18 protein-coding genes and 2 pseudogenes are annotated in these 17,996 nt (G+C 36.1%); 18 read left to right on the top strand and 2 right to left on the bottom strand.

Annotation, left to right across the window (positions count from 1 at the left end; genetic code table 11):
• Positions 1–104 precede the first annotated feature (104 nt).
• The 13 genes from HMPREF0819_RS06205 (at position 105) to nrdG (ending at position 11,299) form a co-directional block, all read left to right on the top strand.
• Positions 105–1,307, top strand: a complete 1,203-nt coding sequence (locus HMPREF0819_RS06205; protein ID WP_004233532.1) for an MFS transporter — start codon at positions 105–107, stop codon at positions 1,305–1,307.
• A gap of 113 nt (positions 1,308–1,420) precedes the next feature.
• Positions 1,421–2,680 carry a competence/damage-inducible protein A gene (locus HMPREF0819_RS06200; protein ID WP_004233518.1) on the top strand — a complete coding sequence of 420 codons (1,260 nt, stop codon included), beginning with the start codon at positions 1,421–1,423 and terminating at the stop codon, positions 2,678–2,680.
• 49 nt (positions 2,681–2,729) lie between these two features.
• Positions 2,730–3,884, top strand: a complete 1,155-nt coding sequence (gene recA, locus HMPREF0819_RS06195) for a recombinase RecA (RefSeq protein WP_004233517.1) — start codon at positions 2,730–2,732, stop codon at positions 3,882–3,884.
• A gap of 196 nt (positions 3,885–4,080) precedes the next feature.
• Positions 4,081–4,479 carry a transcriptional regulator Spx gene (gene spx / locus HMPREF0819_RS06190; RefSeq protein WP_004233512.1) on the top strand — a complete coding sequence of 133 codons (399 nt, stop codon included), beginning with the start codon at positions 4,081–4,083 and terminating at the stop codon, positions 4,477–4,479.
• 228 nt (positions 4,480–4,707) lie between these two features.
• On the top strand, positions 4,708–4,977 hold the full coding sequence (locus HMPREF0819_RS06185) for an IreB family regulatory phosphoprotein (RefSeq protein WP_004233510.1): 270 nt from the start codon (positions 4,708–4,710) through the stop codon (positions 4,975–4,977).
• Positions 4,974–5,393, top strand: coding sequence for a Holliday junction resolvase RuvX (gene ruvX, locus HMPREF0819_RS06180; RefSeq protein WP_004233508.1), 420 nt, complete (start codon positions 4,974–4,976; stop codon positions 5,391–5,393). Before HMPREF0819_RS06185 ends, ruvX begins: the two co-directional genes overlap by 4 nt.
• A gap of 32 nt (positions 5,394–5,425) precedes the next feature.
• Complete coding sequence (locus HMPREF0819_RS06175; RefSeq protein ID WP_004233505.1) at positions 5,426–5,743, top strand: DUF1292 domain-containing protein; 318 nt, start codon at positions 5,426–5,428, stop codon at positions 5,741–5,743.
• A 98-nt stretch (positions 5,744–5,841) separates the two neighbouring features.
• The gene (locus tag HMPREF0819_RS09465; protein ID WP_255308687.1) at positions 5,842–5,970 is read left to right on the top strand and encodes a hypothetical protein; all 129 of its coding nucleotides are present in this window, start codon (positions 5,842–5,844) and stop codon (positions 5,968–5,970) included.
• Between the two features lie 42 nt (positions 5,971–6,012).
• Positions 6,013–7,590, top strand: coding sequence for a glycosyltransferase family protein (locus tag HMPREF0819_RS06170; RefSeq protein WP_004233501.1), 1,578 nt, complete (start codon positions 6,013–6,015; stop codon positions 7,588–7,590).
• Positions 7,591–7,690: 100 nt separating this feature from the next.
• Complete coding sequence (nrdD, locus tag HMPREF0819_RS06165; RefSeq protein ID WP_004233500.1) at positions 7,691–9,907, top strand: anaerobic ribonucleoside-triphosphate reductase; 2,217 nt, start codon at positions 7,691–7,693, stop codon at positions 9,905–9,907.
• A 99-nt stretch (positions 9,908–10,006) separates the two neighbouring features.
• Positions 10,007–10,153 carry a hypothetical protein gene (locus tag HMPREF0819_RS09080; protein WP_004233499.1) on the top strand — a complete coding sequence of 49 codons (147 nt, stop codon included), beginning with the start codon at positions 10,007–10,009 and terminating at the stop codon, positions 10,151–10,153.
• A gap of 11 nt (positions 10,154–10,164) precedes the next feature.
• Positions 10,165–10,668 carry a GNAT family N-acetyltransferase gene (locus tag HMPREF0819_RS06160; protein ID WP_004233497.1) on the top strand — a complete coding sequence of 168 codons (504 nt, stop codon included), beginning with the start codon at positions 10,165–10,167 and terminating at the stop codon, positions 10,666–10,668.
• A 16-nt stretch (positions 10,669–10,684) separates the two neighbouring features.
• Positions 10,685–11,299 carry an anaerobic ribonucleoside-triphosphate reductase activating protein gene (gene nrdG, locus HMPREF0819_RS06155; protein ID WP_004233494.1) on the top strand — a complete coding sequence of 205 codons (615 nt, stop codon included), beginning with the start codon at positions 10,685–10,687 and terminating at the stop codon, positions 11,297–11,299.
• A 625-nt stretch (positions 11,300–11,924) separates the two neighbouring features.
• On the opposite strand, the gene HMPREF0819_RS06150 is transcribed toward nrdG, so the two are convergent.
• Positions 11,925–12,536, bottom strand: a complete 612-nt coding sequence (locus HMPREF0819_RS06150) for a TetR/AcrR family transcriptional regulator (protein WP_004233492.1) — start codon at positions 12,534–12,536, stop codon at positions 11,925–11,927.
• Between the two features lie 724 nt (positions 12,537–13,260).
• Between HMPREF0819_RS06150 and lepB the strand changes: the two are divergent.
• From lepB to HMPREF0819_RS06120, 5 genes and pseudogenes are all read left to right on the top strand, one after another.
• Positions 13,261–13,775, top strand: a pseudogene (gene lepB / locus HMPREF0819_RS06140) (signal peptidase I).
• Positions 13,776–14,209: 434 nt separating this feature from the next.
• Entirely contained in the window at positions 14,210–14,716 is a 507-nt protein-coding gene (locus HMPREF0819_RS09415; RefSeq protein ID WP_004233485.1) for a hypothetical protein, read from the top strand.
• 99 nt (positions 14,717–14,815) lie between these two features.
• On the top strand, positions 14,816–15,358 hold the full coding sequence (locus tag HMPREF0819_RS06130) for a hypothetical protein (protein ID WP_004233483.1): 543 nt from the start codon (positions 14,816–14,818) through the stop codon (positions 15,356–15,358).
• A 48-nt stretch (positions 15,359–15,406) separates the two neighbouring features.
• Positions 15,407–15,871: a prealbumin-like fold domain-containing protein gene (locus HMPREF0819_RS06125; RefSeq protein ID WP_052295703.1), complete on the top strand. Its 465-nt coding sequence runs from the start codon at positions 15,407–15,409 to the stop codon at positions 15,869–15,871.
• A 146-nt stretch (positions 15,872–16,017) separates the two neighbouring features.
• Complete coding sequence (locus HMPREF0819_RS06120) at positions 16,018–16,818, top strand: class C sortase (RefSeq protein WP_115264985.1); 801 nt, start codon at positions 16,018–16,020, stop codon at positions 16,816–16,818.
• 298 nt (positions 16,819–17,116) lie between these two features.
• On the opposite strand, the pseudogene treR reads toward HMPREF0819_RS06120, so the two are convergent.
• Positions 17,117–17,829 (bottom strand): annotated as a pseudogene (treR, locus tag HMPREF0819_RS06115) (trehalose operon repressor).
• Positions 17,830–17,996: the final 167 nt, after the last annotated feature.

Raw genomic sequence — 17,996 nt, 5'->3', positions numbered from 1 at the left:
TGGCTTTTTTTGACACTCTTGTCAATTATCTGTAAAACATCTTGACACTACTAGTGAAATACGGTATTCTGTAAAGAAAATTCTGTGAAAGGTTGGTGGGAGATATGGAAAGTTTAAGCATAAAAAGGAACACATTAGTTTTTTTACTATCAAATTTTCTGGTTAGTGTGGCTTATTCGCTGCCGCATTCTATTTTGACAGTAATTTTATTGGCCAAAGGTTTAAGCTTATCACAAATTCTAATCATTCAGTCAGCTTATAGTATTGCTATCGTCTTATTTGAATTTCCAAGTGGACTATTAGCAGATAATTATTCCAGAAAAAATCTTTACAGCCTGTCAAAGTTATTTTTAATCATCATGTTTTTGATTGTGCTATTTAGCAATCAGTTTTACTTGATTTTTGCGGCTTGGTTTTGTTACGGGATTGCCGCAGCTTTAGATAGTGGAACGCTTGATGCTTACATTATTAATCAGCTTAAATTAGCGTACCGTGAAGCAGAACTTCGAAAATTTCTGGCCTTGAGTAACCGTCTAGAGATCGTTGGAATCTTACTAGGAAGTAGTCTAGGTGGGATTCTTTATCACTTTATTGGGATTAATATTTATGTCTTAGGGACAGTTTTTCTTGTAGCTTCAACCCTTATCAGTTTTTTCTTTTTTAAAGAGACAACAAAGTCAGAGTCACTACAAGATAGTCATGTAATGGTTTTGAAAAAGCAAATTACTGATAGTTTTAAAGAACTTCGCAAGCAGCCACGTTTGAGTTTAATTCTGATTTTTGATTTCCTGACTCAGATTTTCTTTCAGACACATTTTCAGCTTTGGCAATCATTTTTCTTAAGCAAGGGGATTGATAGTCAGTATTTTCCATTCCTTTACATTGCTTTTCAAATCATCACGCTTTTTTCATATTCTATCAACATTGATGGTGTTAAAAAGTATGCTGGTGTGCTTAAGTTCAGTCCGTTGATTGTTTTTCTACCGTTGACATTCTTTTTAGGGAAGATTGAGATTTTCTTGACAGCTTATTTCATATTTGTTTTTGTCTTTTATGTGATTGAATTTATTTTAAATTATCAATTTAACAAAATGGTTTCTGTTGAGAATATTTCTTCTTTGATTTCATTTAAGTCAACAGTAAGTCGTATAGGAAGTGTTTTACTACTATGCATATTAAGTTTTATGGTGAAGCAAATGTCTGTTTCAGCAGTCATGGCAATCAACTTTATGCTATCTTTGATTTTGCTTGCGGTTTTGTCTGTGATAATTATGAAAAAAGCCGTTGTTGACATCGGTGTAAAGTAAGTTTACAACGTTTTTACACTTGTTTACGCGAAGCTTATTACAAAAAAACGTTAATTTTCAGCTTTTTTTGGTAGAATAAAATTAAATTACGAATAGATAAGTAGGTGGCAATTATGAAAGCTGAAATCATTGCTGTTGGAACAGAGATTTTAACAGGACAAATCATAAATACGAATGCACAATTTCTATCAGAGGAATTTGCTAAGTTAGGGATTGATGTCTTTTTCCAAACGGCAGTTGGGGACAATGAAGAACGTCTGCTGTCTATCATTGATTTGGCAAGTAAGCGCAGTGATTTAGTTGTTCTTTGCGGTGGTTTAGGACCAACCGAAGATGATTTGACAAAACAAACTTTGGCAAAATATTTAGGACGTAACTTGGTTTTTGATGAACAGGCAAGTAAACGTTTGGATGAATTCTTTGCGACACGTCCGCAATTTACAAGAACAGCTAATAATGAACGTCAGGCTCAATTGATTGAAGGGTCAACACCTCTTCAAAATAGTACGGGACTTGCTGTAGGTGGTGTTCTGGAAGTTGATGGTGTTACTTATGTCGTTCTTCCTGGACCACCAAGTGAATTGAAGCCTATGGTTTGGGACTATTTAGTGCCATTGCTATCTAGTGACCACAAGCAATTGTATTCACGTGTCTTACGTTTCTTTGGTATCGGGGAAAGTCAGTTGGTAGCTGTTTTGTCAGATTTGATTGAAAATCAAACAGACCCAACAATCGCTCCATATGCCAAAACAGGTGAAGTGACACTTAGATTGTCAACGAAGGCTGATGACCTTGAAACAGCTAAGGCTAAGTTGGATGAGCTTGAGCATAAGATTCTGGTTAAGAAGACTTTAAATAGTATTCCGCTTGAAAATTTGCTTTATGGATACGGTGATGATAATAGTATGGCGTGTGTTGTTTTTGATTTACTTAAGCAAAAACATAAAACTATTACGGCTGCAGAAAGTTTGACAGCTGGTCTGTTTCAATCAAGTATTGCTGATTTTCCAGGCTCTTCAGCAGTTTTTAATGGTGGTTTTGTGACTTATAGCATTGAAGAAAAGGCAAAAATGCTTCAAATCCCTTTAAAAGATTTACAAGAACATGGGGTTGTGAGTCATTTTACAGCTGAAAAAATGGCTGAGCAGTCACGATTGCTGACAGATGCTGATTTTGGAATTGGCTTAACAGGAGTTGCTGGTCCAGATGGTCTAGAAGGTCATCCAGCGGGAACAGTTTTCATAGGTATTGCTACAAAAGAAAAAGTTCAGTCTATCCGTGTTATTATAGGTGGACGAAGCCGTTCAGATGTGCGTCATATTGCATGTTTGTATGCTTTTAACTTAGTACGTCAAGCTTTATTACAAGACTAAATTCTGATATAATAGGGCTAGTATCTCGAACAAACAGAAAGGGAAAAATTTGGCTAAAAAGACAAAGAAAACAGAAGCTATCACGAAGAAATTCGGTGATGAGCGTAAAAAAGCACTTGATGATGCTTTGAAATTAATCGAAAAAGATTTTGGTAAAGGAGCGGTCATGCGTCTTGGTGAGCGTGCTGAACAAAAAGTTCAAGTCATGAGTACTGGTAGTCTGGCGCTTGATATTGCCCTAGGTGCCGGTGGATACCCTAAAGGACGTATCATTGAAATCTATGGTCCTGAAAGTTCTGGTAAAACAACAGTAGCTCTTCATGCTGTAGCACAGGCACAAAAAGAAGGTGGTATTGCAGCCTTTATCGATGCCGAACATGCTCTTGATCCAGCTTATGCAGCAGCTCTTGGTGTTAATATCGATGAACTTCTTTTGTCACAACCTGATTCAGGTGAACAAGGTCTTGAAATTGCAGGTAAATTGATTGATTCTGGTGCTGTTGACCTTGTTGTTGTCGACTCTGTTGCCGCTCTTGTACCTCGTGCAGAAATTGATGGTGACATTGGTGATAACCACGTTGGTTTGCAAGCTCGTATGATGAGTCAAGCTATGCGTAAACTCTCAGCATCTATCAACAAAACAAAAACAATCGCTATCTTCATCAACCAATTGCGTGAAAAAGTTGGTGTCATGTTTGGTAACCCAGAAACAACACCTGGTGGACGTGCTCTTAAATTCTATTCATCAGTTCGTCTTGATGTTCGTGGAAATACACAAATTAAAGGTACTGGCGACCAAAAAGATAGCAACATTGGTAAAGAAACTAAAATCAAAGTTGTTAAAAACAAAGTTGCCCCACCGTTTAAAACTGCTGAAGTGGAAATCATGTACGGTGAAGGAATTTCGCGTACAGGTGAGTTGATTAAAATCGCTAGTGATTTGGATATTATCAACAAAGCTGGTGCATGGTTCTCTTACAATGGAGAGAAAATTGGTCAAGGTTCTGAAAATGCTAAGAAATATTTGGCAGATCACCCAGATGTCTTTGACGAAATTGATCACAAAGTTCGTGTTCATTATGGACTTGTTGAAGAAACTGAAGATGAAAAAGCAGCAAATGCTGCTGACGAATCAGCTGCAACTTCTGAAAAAGCAGATGAAGTTGTTCTTGACCTAGATGATGCGATTGAAATTGAAGAATAATTTTGAATTGCTTTAAAGCTTGAAACGATACGTTTCAGGCTCTTTTAATAAATTTTTGATAAAAATGAGTACATTTTCAAGAAAAAAATAAATCTTTTTAATTGACTTTTTAGAAAAATAGGTCTTAGGTCCCATGTGCTCCTCAATGTGTGTGTGCTATAATACAACTATCATGGGATAGAAAGTGAGAGTGCACATGATTAAAATTTACACAATTTCAAGTTGTACAAGCTGTAAAAAAGCCAAAACATGGCTCAACGCTCATCAGCTCCCTTATAAAGAACAGAATTTAGGAAAAGAACCACTATCACGAGAAGAAATCTTAGCGATATTAACAAAAACAGAAAACGGTATTGAAAGTATTGTTTCATCTAAAAACCGTTACGCAAAAGCACTTGACTGCGATATTGAGGAATTAAGTTTAAGTGAGGTTATCGATCTCATTCAAGCTAATCCACGTATTTTGAAAAGCCCAATTTTGATTGATGACAAACGTCTTCAAGTGGGTTACAAAGAGGACGATATTCGTGCTTTCTTGCCACGCTCAATTCGTAATGTGGAAAATGCAGAAGCTCGTCTTCGTGCAGCATTATAATATATAGTAGAAAAGTCTCTTTTTAGGGGCTTTTTTTGTTCTAAAAAATAGTAAATTTGTCAAATTTTGAAAAAGGTTACATTGTATCTGTGTCAAGTTTTATGACTTTTTTTTCATAACTATTGCTATTGTGAAATAAACTTTGGTTAAATAAAGTCAGATTCTTGTGAAATCTTTGTGAATAAGCTATAATAATTGGTGACAGCTATTTAGAAAGAAGGTGTAAGTATGGGATTTACTGACGAAACTGTACGCTTTAATTTAGACGATAGCAACAAGAAAGAAATTAGTGAAACTTTAACAACGGTTTATCGCTCCCTTGATGAAAAAGGCTATAATCCAATCAATCAGATTGTAGGTTATGTCCTAAGTGGTGACCCTGCTTATGTGCCTCGTTACAATGATGCCAGAAATCAAATTCGTAAATACGAACGTGATGAAATTGTTGAAGAGCTTGTCCGCTATTATCTCAAAGGAAATGGAATTAATTTGAAATGAGAATTATGGGACTAGATGTCGGCTCAAAGACTGTTGGTGTTGCGATTAGTGACCCCCTTGGTTTTACAGCGCAAGGTGTAGAAATTATCCAAATTGACGAAGAAGCTGGCGAATTTGGTTTTGAAAGACTTGGAGAGTTAGTTAAGCAGTATAACGTTGATAAGTTCGTTGTCGGTTTACCAAAAAATATGAATAATACCGAAGGTCCTCGTGTTGAAGCAAGTAAAGCTTATGGCGACCAAATCAAAGAACTTTTCAACATTCCAGTTGACTATCAAGATGAACGTTTAACAACTGTTCAAGCAGAACGTATGTTAGTAGAGCAAGCTGATGTTAGTCGTGGTAAACGAAAAAAAGTTATCGATAAGTTAGCAGCACAGCTTATTTTGCAAAATTATTTAGATAGAATGTTTTAATCTAATCATTAATTCATTTAAAGGAGACTATTATGGCACATAACCATAACCACGATCATAACCATGATCACGAGCATGAAGTTATTACACTTGTAGATGAACAAGGTAATGAAACACTTTTTGAAATTCTTTTGACAATCGATGGTCGCGAAGAATTCGGTAAAAACTATGTTCTTTTGGTACCAGCAGGTGCTGAAGAAGATGAACAAGGTCAAATCGAAATTCAAGCTTACTCATTCACTGAAAATGAAGATGGTACTGAAGGTGATCTTCAACCAATTCCTGAAGATTCAGATGCTGAATGGAATATGATTGAAGAAGTTTTCAATAGCTTCTTAGACGAAGACTAATTTGCTATAAAGGTTAGGAGTATTTCCTAGCCTTTATTTTTTTGTCAAAAATGACTCTTTTTTATTTTACGAATAGGTAAATGAAGGAGGAAAATTTGATGAAAAAAGCGGATGTTCTCAGCCAAGAAGAAAAGGATTTCTTAAAACGCTATCAAAACAAGACACGCCACGGTTTTAGGGAACTTTTAGCTTATTGTGCTATCCTCAACAAATTGACTAATGATTAGTTTTTGTTATACTTAATGTATGACAATTCAAGGAGAGAATAAGTGAATACATCAGAACAAGTAAATGTAGATCAGAGTGCGTTATCATCGTACAGTCGTACATCTCATAAAGTCGGTGAAGTTAGAAGTCATTTAGAGCCTTCTAAACGAACAAAAGTTCCTCAACCTCATAAATTGTATATTTTACTATTGAGTGTTGTGGTGAGTTGCTTATCAGTAGCAGTACCCTTATTTACTGATATGGCAAATAGCCTACAGTCACAAAATCTTTATATTGGATTAATGTTTTCTAAAGGATACCTTCCATTTACTGATATGTTTGCGACAGGTGGCTTCCTTTATTATGCTGTCATTGCATTAGCTTACATTCTTGGGTCAACTTTGTGGTTAGTTCCTATCCAAATTGTGGCATTTTATTTGTCAGGAATCTATTTCTACAAGTTGGTTAACTACTTTACTGACAGTCACCGTCTTGCTGTTCCATTTACTGGAGTATTTTACTTGTTAAGTGTTGCGCTTGGTTTTGGTGGTTTATATCCTATCCAGTTTGCCATGCCTTTTGTTATGGTTTCATTGTGGTTCTTGACTAAGTATTTTGCTGATATTATCAAGGATGAAGCTTTCATCTTGTATGGATTTGCTGGCGCAGCAGCCATGCTTTTAGAACCTCGTACATTGGTGTTCTGGATACTTTCATTCTTGACAATCATTGTGTATAACTTGAGAAAAGGTCACTTTGCGCGTGGTTTCTACCAATTATTGTGTATCATTTTTGGTACTATTTTGGTATTTTACACTGCTGGTTACTTTATTTTGAACTCACAGGTATTGTTGCCGTACCTTAACCAAGCTATTGTTTATCAATTTACTAGTTTTGCGACAAGTGATGGTAATTTGATTTTGACATTGTTGTTCCAAATCGTTGTTGCTTTGGGTTCTGGGCTAGTGTTTGGTGCAGTGTCATTTGGTAAAATTGTTAGAAACTCTCATGATAAAGTAGCCAAATGGCTTATCCTTTTAGTATTTATCTGCTTCTTTGTTATTGATTTGTTAACGCAAAGTTATCAATTTTACAATCTATTAGCAGCTATGCCTTTTGGCGTATTGTTAACAGCTATGGCATTAGGTGAGCAATATCAACGTAGTCTGACAAAAACGTCACATCGTCGTAGAAAGGCTTCAGACAATGTTGGAAGTTTTGGCTTTTATCTTAAACGTCATCTCTATTTGCCAATTTTGGTATTAGTAGTTGGTGTTGGGCAGCCTGTTTTACATGCTTGCTTGTCAGTTAATGCTAATAGTGAACGCACAACTATTGCAAAATATCTTGAAAAAGAAGTGTCTAAAGATGATACTATTTACGTTTGGGATGATTCATCTAAGATTGGTATCGATAGTCAACTACCAAGTAGTTCACAATTTACTTCTCCAGTAGTTAATACTGCTAAATCTGCTAATAAAAAAGTTTTAGAAGATGAACTGCTACAAAATCTAGGGTCATATATTGTAGTTAACAAGGACCAAAAAATTTCTGAATCACTAAAAAATAATTTTTCTTCTAATTACGAAAAGGTCCAAATCGTCGGTATTACAGGATTTACCGTCTATCATAAAAAATAAAGAAAAACGCAATATCTTGTGGTCGTCAAAAAAAGTGACCACAAGATATTGATTTTTTTTTGTCCCGTGTTATAATAGACGAGTAAGAAGGAGTGTTCATATGATTACATTAGAAAAAGAAAAAATTGCTACTCAGCCTACTGTAAAAGTTATCAAACGTGATGGACGTTCTGTAAACTTTGATGCAGATAAGATTTATAATGCTTTGCTAAAAGCTAGCAATAATGTGACAAAAATGTCTCCAGTTATCGAAGCAAAATTGGAAAGTATTTCAGATAATATCGTTGCTGAAATTTTTGACCGCTTCAAAGATAACGTTAAAATTTATGAGATTCAAAATATCGTTGAGCATGAACTTTTAGAAGCTAATGAATATGCAATTGCTCAAGAATATATCAATTATCGTACAAAACGCGATTTTGCGCGCTCTCAGGCGACAGATATCAACTTTTCTATTGATAAACTGTTGAACAAAGATCAAACGGTCGTAAATGAAAACGCAAACAAAGATAGCGAAGTCTTCAACACACAACGTGACTTGACTGCAGGTATCGTTGGTAAGTCAATCGGGCTTAAAATGTTGCCAGCTCACGTTGCCAATGCGCACCAAAAAGGTGATATTCACTTCCACGATCTTGATTACAGCCCATACACTCCAATGACAAACTGCTGTTTGATTGACTTTAAAGGAATGTTGGGAAATGGCTTTAAGATTGGTAATGCTGAAGTTGAAAGTCCAAAATCTATTCAAACAGCGACAGCTCAAATTTCTCAAATCATTGCTAACGTTGCTTCAAGCCAATATGGTGGATGTACAGCAGACCGTATCGATGAATTTTTGGCACCATATGCTGAACTTAACTACAAAAAACATATGAAAGATGCCCAAGAATGGGTTGCTGAAGATCGTCGCGAAGATTACGCACGTACAAAAACGAAAAAAGATATCTACGATGCTATGCAAAGTCTTGAATATGAAATCAATACTTTGTTTACATCAAATGGTCAAACACCATTTACTTCTCTAGGTTTTGGTCTTGGTACAAACTGGTTTGAACGTGAAATTCAAAAAGCTATTCTTACTATTCGTATCAAAGGTCTTGGTAGCGAACACCGTACAGCTATCTTCCCTAAATTAATCTTCACATTGAAGAGTGGTCTTAACCTTGAAGAAGGTACCCCAAACTACGATATCAAACAATTAGCTTTGGAATGTGCTACAAAACGTATGTACCCAGACGTTCTTTCATACGATAAAATCGTTGAATTGACTGGTTCATTCAAAGCACCTATGGGATGCCGTTCATTCCTTCAAGGTTGGAAAGATGAAAATGGCGTTGAAGTTAACTCAGGTCGTATGAACCTTGGGGTTGTCACTGTTAACCTTCCTCGTATTGCTATGGAATCAAACGGTGATATGGACAAATTCTGGGAAATCTTCAACGAACGCATGGGAATTGCTAAAGATGCTCTTGTTTACCGTGTTGAACGTGTTAAAGAAGCAACTCCAGCAAATGCACCAATTCTTTATCAATACGGTGCGTTTGGAAAACGTCTTGGCAAATACGACAACGTTGATGAACTTTTCCGTCACCGTCGTGCAACAGTTTCTCTTGGTTACATCGGACTTTACGAAGTCGGAACAGTTTTCTTCGGACCAAACTGGGAAACAAATGCTGAAGCTAAAGAATTTACAGTGGATATCATCCGCAAGATGAAAGAGTACTGTGTAGAATGGTCAGATGAATATGATTACCACTTCTCAATCTATTCAACACCATCTGAAAGTTTGACAGACCGCTTCTGCCGTCTTGATACTAAGAAATTTGGTATTGTCAAAGATATTACAGATAAAGAATACTACACAAACTCATTCCACTATGATGTGCGTAAAAACCCAACACCATTTGAAAAATTAGACTTTGAAAAAGTTTATCCAGAAGCTGGTGCGACAGGTGGATTTATTCACTACTGCGAATACCCAGTTCTTCAACAAAATCCAAAAGCCCTAGAAGCTGTTTGGGATTATGCTTACAGCCGTGTTGGTTACCTTGGAACAAATACGCCAATCGACCGTTGCTATAACTGTGGATTTGAAGGTGACTTTACACCAACTGAACGTGGTTTCGTTTGTCCAAACTGTGGTAACAGTGACCCTAAAACAGTAGATGTTGTTAAACGTACTTGTGGCTATCTTGGAAACCCACAAGCCCGTCCAATGGTTAATGGTCGTCACAAAGAAATTTCTGCTCGTGTGAAACACATGAACGGCTCAACAATTAAAAATCCTGGTGATCCTTACATGCACAAAGCATAGATTCTTGTTAGACAGTTTCATAAAATAATTGAAGCTGGAGACAGTTGTCCCAGCTTCTTTGTTATATTGATAAATAATTAAGATGAAAGGAGCAATAACGTGGGAAAATACCAATTAGATTATAAGGGTATGCAGCAAGTCGAACGTTTTCACGAGAAAAATTCAAATGTGAAAGCTGATAAAAAAGGGCGTGTTAACCAGTTGAAAGCACAATTTTTAGAAAAAGCTAAAAAGAAAAGTAAATAAGAGGTGAGCTTATGCAATTACGAAGGCCTGAATTATCGGATAAAGAAGCCGTTATTGAAATGATGAAAGAATTTGAAGCGAGCCAGTCGGCCCACGATGGTGGTTTCTGGTCTGTGGATAACTTTGCTTATGAAAAATGGCTTGAGGATAATCGTTTGAGTGAAATGGGAATTAATATTCCAGATACTTTTGTTCCAGCGGTCCAATTTGTCTCGTTTTCTGATGATGGCAGGGCTTTGGGATTTTTGCATTTGCGCTTACGTCTTAATGACAATCTTTTAAAACAAGGTGGGCACATCGGATATTCTATTCGTCCATTAGAACGCCGCAAAGGATATGCTAAAGAACAGTTGCACTTGGGGTTGCTAGAAGCTAAGAAGAAAAATATTAAAAAAGCTTTGGTGACTTGTCATGATGATAATCCAGGTAGCCGCAAAGTTATATTAGCTAACGGTGGTGTGTTGGAAGATGTTCAAGATTCTGTAGAACGTTACTGGATATCTTTAGAAAATTAATAGAAAGAAGACTAGTATGGAAGAAAAAAATTGGAATACTCCTAAACCTGGTGAATGGACTTCAGAAAATTTGAGTCAGGGTAGAATCATGGATTACAAAGCCTTCAACTTTGTTGATGGAGAAGGTGTTCGTAATTCTCTATACGTGTCAGGCTGTATGTTCCATTGCAAAGGCTGCTATAATGCTGCGACTTGGTCATTTAAAGCAGGAATGCCTTATACAAAAGAGCTTGAAGAACAAATCATGGAAGATTTGTCTCAACCTTATGTTCAAGGTCTTACGCTTCTCGGAGGAGAACCATTTTTGAATACTGGAATTCTTTTACCGCTGGTAAAACGTGTCCGCCGAGAACTTCCTGAAAAGGATATTTGGTCATGGACTGGCTATACTTGGGAAGAAATGATGCAGGAAACACCAGATAAACTTGAAATGTTGAGTTTGATTGATATCCTGGTTGATGGACGTTTTGATATTACCAAGAAAAACTTGATGTTACAGTTCCGTGGTTCAGAAAATCAACGTATTATTGATGTTCAAAAGTCACTAAAAGCTGGAAAAGTTGTCATTTGGGATAAACTAAACGATGGCAATCAAAACTTTGAACAAGTTAGTCGCGATGATTTAATCTAAAATGACTTATTAGTTGTGAAAATGGGAAGCTGATGGGAATAATCGGCTTCTTTTTGTTGAGAAAATGTCAAAAAGAAGAAGTTATACACAGGTTGTTTATCAAAATTGTTAATAGACTAAAACCATTGATATTAAAGGATTTGTTGGTAGTTTATACACAAGTTATCCCCAATATATAACCATATTTATCCACAAGTTGTGAATAACTGTTAATAAATTGTGTAAAAAAAGAAGAATTTTCAAGCTATTTTAGCTTTTTTTATAAAAAATTCAGGAATGATTTGAAAAATTCATGCAAAAAGCCAATAACATTAAAATGTTACTGGCTTTCATCTATTTCAAGATCGACTGAGATCTGTTTATTCGGGAGCACAGGTATGAAATCGAGGTTATCAAAAGCAATTATACTTAACTGAACGGTTAATCTTTGATTGTTTGTTTGATAGTCTGTGGATAACTTTTTGCTTAAAAAAGTGTCAAGAACTGTCAACTAAATCATTCTTGTGTCAACTTCTGACATAATGTAAGCGATAATTCTGTCAATGTTAACGTTTTTTCTGTCAATATCTTGCAAAAATTCTGTCAAGATGTAAAAAACGAGGAAAACATTATAAAAAAATATCTCTTACTTTTCATTTCTTAACGTGGTATGTTCTTTTGAAGGAGCATTGAAGTAACCAGGAATAGAATTAAAAAGAAGAGATAAGTTTTTAGCAATAAATTCAGGTTTTTCGGGTTTATCTTTAGTTAACCAAAATTGTAAAATGTTAAGATAAGCGCCGTACAACCCTTTTGAGATATAGTCGATGTTACTTTCTACAGAATCATCGATGCACCATGGTAGGTTGATTTTCTTGTAGATTTTTGCGGAATTTTTATTTAATTTTTCTGATAGCAGTGAAAAATGTCCACTTCTGACAAGCGATGCGATGAATAATCGATTTGAATACATAAAATTCAAAGTGACTAAGAATACATCTTCGGCACTTTCTGCTAAGATAAAATTATCACGCTGATGATGGTATCCATCGATAAAGTTTTCTAGACAGAAATCCATTAAATCATCTTTGCTGTTAAAGTAACGATAAAATGTTCGTCGTGAAATATCAGCTTTATCAAGAATGTGATAGATAGTGATTTCGTCATAATGTCGTTCAGTAATCAGTAGATAAAGTGCTTTTGATAAACGGTGTTTTGTTTCTGAGACTTGGTGTTGTTTTTTTGATAAATTTGCCATAAACAATTCTCAACTTGAACGATGTAATAATTCTGAAAAGACAAAAAATTACACCTAATCACTTTAACATTGTAACATGAAGCTAAAAATTAAGATACATCAATCATACGATATTGTTAACGTTTTACTTCATAAAATTGTTATTGTTAGATTTTTTAACATGAATTTAGAAAGAATATTAAAAAAATTAGAAACAGAAAACACATTTTAAAAAATATATCACTTAGGGAAATTGCTTTTCAAATTGGGAAAAAGTATTATAATAAACACCAAAACGTCTAGATGAATAAATTAGTAAAATGAAAAAATATTTATTTTTCCAAAATAAGAATAAATATGTTTTTAGAATTATGTGATATTTATGTGAAAAACGATGTTGGAAAGGAGGAATTAGGAGGCTTGATGCTAAACAGTTAAGAAAACTTCGCCGTTCAGACCATTTTGAATTGCTTGTTGAGCAGGCAAAAGAGACTGAGGAACTCCAAGGTGAAGTCAAAGAACTTGAAGGAAAACTTGAACGTCGCGAGCTAGAAGTTATTGATGCGGGATAGATTGCTGAGGCAGCATTAGCGATTAGTAAAGTTTTTGAGGAAGCACAGGCAGCAGCTGATACGTATTTTTATAATGTAAAACGTATGGCAGATGCCAAAAATAATATAGATAATAAAGCGTAGAATGCTGGGATTTTTAAAATGAAACCATTATTTGAAAAAAGTCACAGAAAATCAATTTAACTGATTTACCGAAAGCTGATGACCTTTCAAAAGAATTAGGAAAGATTAAATATCGTGAACGTTACGTTCGCACTCTTCGCAGCACGGTTTTTACGCTAGTGGCAGCGTTGGCTGTACTGATTGCGACAATTTGGCTTCCTGTTTTACAGATTTATGGAAATTCAATGACTCCGACTTTGAAAGCTGGAGACATGGTAGTTTCTGTCAGTAAAAAAATTTAAAGCAGGATGATGTCGTTGCATTTTATTACAATAATAAAGTTCTTGTAAAACGTGTGATTGCGATATTAGGTCAATGGGTTAATGTTGATAAAAAAGGAAATGTCTATGTTGACGGTAAAAAGTTAAATGAGTCTTACCTACAAAAAGGCGAGAAAGATTACGGAGAGACAAATATCAAACTTCCGTATCAGGTGCCGGATGGGAAATATTGCGTGATGGGAGATCACCGAAAAGTTTCAATCGACTCACGTAATAAAACCGCTGGTCCGGTAGACAGTGAGTAGTTAGTTGGGAAACTAACGCTAAGAATTTGACCACTATATCGCATGGGTGCAATTGATTAAACTCTGAATGGTTAGTTGGGAAACTAAAATTTAGATTTAGTCACAATTTGTATGTGGCAATTGCTTAGACAGTTAATAAATTATGTGTAAAAAGGAGTTTTATGGTAAAGCTAGCGATTTTAATAAAAAAGCGAGTCCAAGATAGCATCATTGCAAAGATTGCTCTGGCGCTATCTGTTGTTATTTTTTTTGTACAACTTATTTGCTGATCTTACCAGCCCTAATGATTAGTACGGGAAATAGCTCAGCTGTTTTCAATCGCAAGATGGTAGTTCTTCGCAAGTTGAATCAACGGCGGCAAGTTCCCAAGAAACTAATCAAACTGAAAATTCCTCACAAACGACATCGACTGAGTCAAGTCAAGAAAAAAGGACATGTCACAGGCAGGTACTTTGAATGCTGAGACATCTGATATCACCGTAAATGTCTCTTACGAAGGCAATACGTTTTCGGAACCGGTTCAATTAAAAGTAAAGCCTGTTGAAGATACAAGTGCCATTGATAATAAATTGACAACACTTCTTAGAGAAAGCAAGCAAGAGTCATCACAAGCTCATTCTTATGATATTTCATTTGTTACAGATGATGGCAAGGAAGTTGAACCAAGCAAAGATGTGAAGGTTTCAATGAATTTCAAGAATAACCTATCTACCAGCGATGACAAACAAGCTGGTTGGAAGTTGTACCACTTCGTGGACAAAGATATCAATCAAGTTCAATATTTGACTGAATCGACAGATACAGACATTAAGGAAACCAGTGAAGGTGCTGTTGAAAGTATTGATTTAAAATCAAATACATTTTCAACCTATACCCTAGCAGGAGTAACATACGCTGACTTTTCAGGGTATTTGACAAAATCTTGTAAAAGTATTTGGTAAAAAAGGTTCACTTTAGAGGCGCGTCAGCCTAACTATGGTCCATATACTGATTATAAAAATTTAGACGATAGTATTCATTATTCAGAATTCCAAATTGAATTGACTAAGGATTTTACGTCAAGTCAAAAAGAGGTTTCTTTCCAATACGATTCTACAGCTAAATTTGATAATAGGCAGATTGTAAGTAATGAAATTACTTCAGAAGGTTCTTCAGCCTCAGTAGACTTTTCTCCAAAAGTTCTTAAAATGGATGAAGATGGTAACCCAGCAACAACGACTAAAACTAGTGAAGATGGCATTGTTACTTGGAAAATCAAAGTCAACCTTGCAAGTGCACTAAATGCGAAAAGCATGACTATCACTGATATGTTACCAGAAGGTGTATCGTTAACAGGATTAACATATGGTAAGTATAATGGTTTAGTTACAGCATTGCTAAAAGGTGGTAAAATTACTGGTGGCGATGATAGCTGGGGAACTAAAAATAACAGTTTGTCTGGTAAAATTTCAGGTAACAAAATCATTTTGGACTTTAAGTCTACTAATAGTGATACACTTGTTAATAATATTGCAGGTGATAAAGACTTCTGGATAACTGTTACAACAACTTACAATAATATTCCAGAAGTTGGGAAAAAGTAACGGCTAATTTGACTAATACCGTTACAGTTTCTGTAGATGGAAAAGCCTATGATTCTGATGACCAAATACAAATTGTCACAATTGGGATTGAAAGGTGCTAACTCCACACTTTACAAAGACGGTAAAGAATCTAAACCAGTCACTGTTAATGAAGCAACAACATTCACTTTCAAAGGCCTTGACGCTGGTAAATATGTTCTTAAAGAAACAAAGACACCAGATGGTTACAACACAATCAAACCAATCGAATTCACAATCGACGCTGACTACGATAAAGAATCTGATGACCCTCAATTGACTAAACTTTCAGGTGATACCACTTCAGGTGTAGCAAAATTTGATGCTAACAAAGCTGACGGTTCATTGAAAGCTGGTATCGTCAACCGTAAAGGTGCACTTCTTCCATCAACTGGTGGTATGGGTACACCAATCCTTTACGTTATCTGTTCAATCCTTATTCTTGTAGCGGCTGTTCTTCTTATCACAAAAAAACGTATGGATACAGCTAAATAAGAATTTGTTATAATAATATTAACTTTGTTTAATTAATCATCCGATAAAGGGAGTGGCAAGGAGCACGAGCTCACTTTCTGCTCCCTTTATTCTTGCAACTATCGGGAGAGCTCTTTAATATGTGAAAAAAATCAAAAGATAATTTTTTGACGAATGTACTCGTCTTTATATTAATAATCGGGCTGTCTCTTTTGTTGTATCCGACAGTTAGCGATTATTGGAACTCATTTCACCAATCAGAAGCGGTAGCTGGCTATGTCCAAAATGTTCAAGACATGGGTCAGCAAAAGAAAGATGACATGTTGGCAGCAGCCAAGGCTTATAATCAATATTTGGCAAAAGGTGTGATGCCTGATTTGAATCTGTCAAAGGCAGAGAAGTCTGTTTACGATAAGATTCTGAATGTCACTGGTACTGGCATCATGGCATATGTCGATATTCCAAAGGTTAATACGACTTTACCAATCTATCACGGTACTGAAGATAGTATTTTGCAGGTGGCTGTTGGTCATATTCCTAGAACGTCTCTGCCAGTTGGTGGTAAGGGGACGCACGCTGTGATTTCAGGTCACCGTGGTTTAGCGTCTGCGAAGTTGTTTACGGATATTGACCGCTTGGTTGAGGGCGATACGTTCATGATTCAGGTTTTGGACGAGACCTTGACTTACGAAGTGGACCAAATTTTGACGGTAACGCCAGATGATGTGTCAGCGCTAGCGATTGACCCAGAGCAAGATTATGTGACTTTGGTGACTTGTACGCCGTATGGTGTCAATACGCACCGTCTCTTGGTTCGTGGTCACCGTATTGCTAATCAGGAAAATGCTGCGCGTGTGACATCTGAAGCCAGTCAGGTGAAACCATTGATGGTTGCGCCATTCCTTGGAATATTTATTTTAATCGTGCTTTTATTGGTGGTAAATGTTTACCGCAGATTACGACATTAATGCAAAAGCAGCTGGACATTTCGTGTCCAGCTGCTTTTTTGGTTGAAGAATTTTTTTGCTATTTGCTTTAATTTCCTTGCTTTCAATTTTTAGCTCAAACTGTTTGGGCGACGGTAGGCATCATTTTTGTGCTTGCTTTGCTAGCAAGTATTTCTGAAATTGAACAGCAACAATCATTGTTTTTTCCTTAGTTAGTGTGGGTGGTAGGGGTGACAATTTGGCAGAAAATCCAAGGTATTTCAAAGTTTTCGAGATGTGGGAGAGACTGCGTTTTTTATCCGCAAATGGGTGTCACATGTTACTGTGGTTTTCGGGTTGCGAAGTCAACGAAGCGGAATTTTTCGAGTTTGTGTCTGCTTTCGGTGAATTGGAATTGGTGTTTGTTGGCGAGGTAAACTTTTGATTTGACAGAGACAACGTGGTGTTTGGTGCCGATGTCAAGGAGTAGTTTGTCACGGTCAGTTAGCTGGTCAATGGTGATTTCTTTTTGAGCGTAAGCGATGATGAGGGGGAGTTGGTTTTCAAGGTAATCGTAAATGGATTGTTCGGCGATTTCTCGTGTCATATTTGGCACGATTTTTTTGTCTAAATAATCAATGTCAAGGACAGAAGCGGTGCCGTAAACGACACGTTGGCGAATGATTCGCCAGACAAGGTTATTTTTCTTGAAACCTGTCAGCGCAGCTAATTTTTCATCAACGATAAGTTTATCAATGGCAATGACATTGGTTTTGGAATTGATATGGTGAGCGTCGACCAGCTTTTATAGCTTGTGAGCTGTGAAACGGGAAAATCAATCTGCTTGTGCTTGATGACTTGAGATCCAGAACCGTGAATTTTTTGGATAAGCCCTGCTTCAGCAAGGAGACTAAGCGCTTTGCGGATAGTGTCACGGCTCATATGGTAGGTCTGGGTTAGCTCGTTTTCGGTGGGGAGATAGTCACCTGCTTGGTAAATGCCAGAGGTGATATCGTGTTCAAGTTCTTTAAAGATTTGTTCGTATTTTTTCATGAGTTGTGTTGAAAAATTCCTTTAGTTTTCTAAAGTTGTTTTTAAATTACCATACAACTTAAAAAAATTAAGAAAAAATGTACTTTTTATGCCAAATAACTTGCAGAAAAAATAGAAAACGATTACAATAACCTTATAAATAAAGCTAGCAACTATTTATAGACTAA

Origin of the sequence: Streptococcus equinus ATCC 9812 (assembly GCF_000187265.1) — a bacterium.
Classification (GTDB): domain Bacteria; phylum Bacillota; class Bacilli; order Lactobacillales; family Streptococcaceae; genus Streptococcus; species Streptococcus equinus.
This window is presented reverse-complemented; position numbering and strand designations above follow the sequence as displayed.